Source organism: Lentilactobacillus sp. (assembly GCF_040773105.1).
Taxonomy (GTDB): domain Bacteria; phylum Bacillota; class Bacilli; order Lactobacillales; family Lactobacillaceae; genus Lentilactobacillus; species Lentilactobacillus parabuchneri.
In genome coordinates this window covers 1-3083 of sequence record NZ_JAXGWW010000245.1, presented here as the reverse complement: position 1 = coordinate 3083, position 3083 = coordinate 1, and the positions used below count along the sequence as shown (strand labels likewise).

3 protein-coding genes and 1 pseudogene are annotated in these 3083 nt (G+C 43.9%); 1 reads left to right on the top strand and 3 read right to left on the bottom strand.

Annotated features, from left to right (window positions below; all coding sequences use genetic code 11):
• The 3 genes and pseudogenes from AB3112_RS10170 to AB3112_RS10160 all read right to left on the bottom strand — a co-directional run.
• Positions 1 to 243 (bottom strand): annotated as a pseudogene (locus AB3112_RS10170) (guanylate kinase); the annotation flags it as partial.
• A 3-nt stretch (positions 244 to 246) separates the two neighbouring features.
• The gene (locus AB3112_RS10165) at positions 247 to 621 is read right to left on the bottom strand and encodes a bis(5'-nucleosyl)-tetraphosphatase (protein ID WP_367334427.1); all 375 of its coding nucleotides are present in this window, start codon (positions 619 to 621) and stop codon (positions 247 to 249) included.
• 67 nt (positions 622 to 688) lie between these two features.
• Entirely contained in the window at positions 689 to 1828 is a 1140-nt protein-coding gene (locus AB3112_RS10160; protein WP_367334426.1) for a cation:proton antiporter, read from the bottom strand.
• Positions 1829 to 2039: 211 nt separating this feature from the next.
• On the opposite strand from AB3112_RS10160, the gene AB3112_RS10155 reads away from it, so the two are divergent.
• Positions 2040 to 3083 (top strand): leucine-rich repeat domain-containing protein (locus tag AB3112_RS10155; RefSeq protein WP_367334425.1); only part of this gene is annotated, 1044 nt, incomplete at its 3' end.

The following is a 3083-nucleotide window of genomic DNA, read 5'->3' as shown; positions in this document are numbered from 1 at the left end:
TAATCCTTCGTACGAGGAACCGTAGTAATTGCCGGCGTAATGTACCGACTCTAAAAAATGGTTGTCAAAAAACGACTCGTTATCCTCAAAATAATAGTCGATTCCATCCCGTTCATTTGCCCGTGGTGCTCTGGTTGTGTGGGTAATGACCCGAGCCATTTTGTATTGATCGTGCAAATAATCGCGCACTGTTGTCTTGCCGCTTCCTGCAGCACCGGTAATGACAAACACTCGATTTTTCATTGACTAGTCCCCAACGTTTTCTTTGTCGCGAATATACGCATCCGCACTTTTCAGTAATTGGCGCAGGTTATCATAAGTCAGCTTTTCGTAAGCGTCTTGGTAATCAAACCAACCAAATGAATTGATTTCTTCATCCTGCTTATGGACCTGCACGTCTTCAGGAACCCGGCTGACGAAAAATGTCACGTCCTTATGGTGACCGTTGTCCATATCGTACTCGACCTTTTGTTTAAAATTGGCGTCAATTCGGCTTTTTAAGTTGGTTTCTTCCCGAATTTCTCGAACCGCCGTTTGAATGAGGTTCTCGTTTTCTTCAACGTGACCCTTTGGCAGGCCCCAAAAGTCAGACGTTGCACTTTGTAATAATAAATACCAAATTTTTCACTAAAGCATCTGATAAACAACTGCCCCACTAGCATATTCAGTAATCATCGTTCGTCTCTCCTTATACCTTCATCGTTTTCTTTAGTAGCAATGGTGCAACAATCGTCGATAAGACAATGACAATAATAATTTCGGAATACAAATTCTTGGCCATCAAATTAGAGTCCAACCCAATCTGGGCGATAATCAATGCCATTTCACCTCGGGAGACCATCCCCGACCCAACGATAAACGCACTATTCCAATTCATTTTAGTTATTCGAGCTCCCACTGCGCCGCCCAACAATTTAGTGGCGATTGCCAGTAGCGTCATGATGATAATGAAGCCCAAGTTCTTCAAAACATTGCCAAATTCCATGTCCAGCCCAATGCTGACAAAGAAAATCGGAATGAAAAACGTGTAGCCCACTGAACTGACACTGCTGGAAATTTCTCCTTGAAACTTGGTTTGAGAAACCGCCACGCCGGCAAAAAAGGCGCCAACGACTGAACTCAGTCCCAAAACATCAGCCAACCATGCCATGGACAAACACAACACCAAAGACGTGATTGCAACTGAACCATGGACCGGCAGCCGTTCGGCCAACCGCAGCATGATCGGGGCCACCCATTTAACAACCACAATCACACCTAAAAAGTAAACCAACTGGAACAAAGTTGCAACCAGTAAATTATTAGAACCCTCGCCGCCAACGCCAAACGAGCTGACAAAAATACTCAACAAGATGACAGCAATGATGTCGTCAACGACTGCCGCCCCCAAAATGGTGGCGCCTTCTTTGGTATTGAGCTTTTTGAATTCACGCAGCACTTCAACACTAATTGAAACCGAAGTGGCCGCAAAAATGACACCCCAAAAAATTGACCGTTCAAATCCCTGACCCATCATTTCACCGTAAAGATAGAAGACAATCATTGGAAACAAGACACCGATTGCGGCAACACTGATGGCCGGCTTGAAATACTTCTTAAGCAGATCCAAGTCACTTTCAATTCCGGCAATAAACATTAAAATAATCACGCCAATCTCCGCGCCCGCGCGCATCAACTCTGTGTGTTGGAGAACCCCCAAAACCCCAGGCCCCAGCAAAACACCAGCCAGGAGTTGGCCGATCACTGCCGGCATCCCCAGTCGTTGACTAATTGCAGCAGCTAATAAGGTCGCAATTAAGATAAGTGCAATTTGTCCTACAAACGCCATTTAAAAACCCTTTCTCTACATGTTCTTTCTTCGATAAACACAATCTATTAGTATCAGTTTACCATAACCGCTACTCGCAGTTCATAGGAGAAAAACGGTCACTTGTTAAATTGATTTCACAATCATATTACTTTCCTTCCGAATAAGAAATCAGTTAAAATTATATTGATAACAAATGACTAATAGAACTCATTGGGGAGGGCCACTAATTATGAACTTTTTAAAACGCTTTATCAAAGTTGCTTTGGCAGTCAGTTCAGTCGCTGTTTTTTCAATTTCAATGAGCCACGTCGAAGTCAACCTTGTGGCACATGCGGCAACCACCCAGGAAGATCAAACGGTCGACCAAATGATGCCAAATGAAAAGCTGCGAGAACTCGTGTTGGTTAACATGAAAAAGCAACAAATTATTACCGACCCTAATTTTACGGTTGCCGACTTTACGCCTGCCTCCTTTAAAGCCGACTTGGGGCAGCTCACCTACCTGGGCTGGGAAATTGGCACCGCTGCTGAAGTTGACAACCAAGTCCCGGTTAATGGCGGCAATGGCTCGGTCGGCCCAACCAACAAAGGAAATTATTCTCTGGAGGGGCTGCAATATTGTCATAATCTAACGAAGATCGAGCTTAACTCTGATTTAAATCGGGGTAAACATTTTTTCCGGAATGACATTATTGATATTTCGCCGTTAAAAGGTCTGACTAATTTGGAATATGTGAATTTATCGGGTAACCGGATTCAAGATATTTCACCATTAGCTGGCTTAACCAAAATTAAAACGCTGTACATTAACACCAATTGCATCACGAATTTAAACACCTTGGACGCTTCTCAATACACGGCTTTTAACTATTTAGGCCAAATCGTCATCTTTCCATTAAAGGTTTTGCACACCGACACATACACTTGGAAGGCGCCGTTTGTCGACTCATTGCCAAAAAATGCAGTCACGAGTGAAGCAAAGCTCTTTCAACCTTATCAACGCGAATTTCTAACGCCTGGGACGCGGGCGTATGGCAATCCCGTTGACGCTAGTTACAGTCAAATCGATGTCTTTCGAAACGGCACATTTCTGAAGGACGCTCAAATGGGTAAAACAACTATCTCAGGTGATGATTTCACGTATACCAACTTGTCGCCACAAGTTTCTCCCGCAGATCCAGAAAACCCGTTTACCAGCGTCAATGCGACTGTCGTCAGCAATCCGTACACTTACTACATGATTGCCCAGTATCGTTTCTATAAGGATCCCACT

Coding starts and splice junctions, on each gene's coding strand:
- AB3112_RS10160 (WP_367334426.1), bottom strand. CDS start 1,828: ATGGCGTTTGTAGGACAAATTGCACTTATCTTAATTGCGACCTTATTA.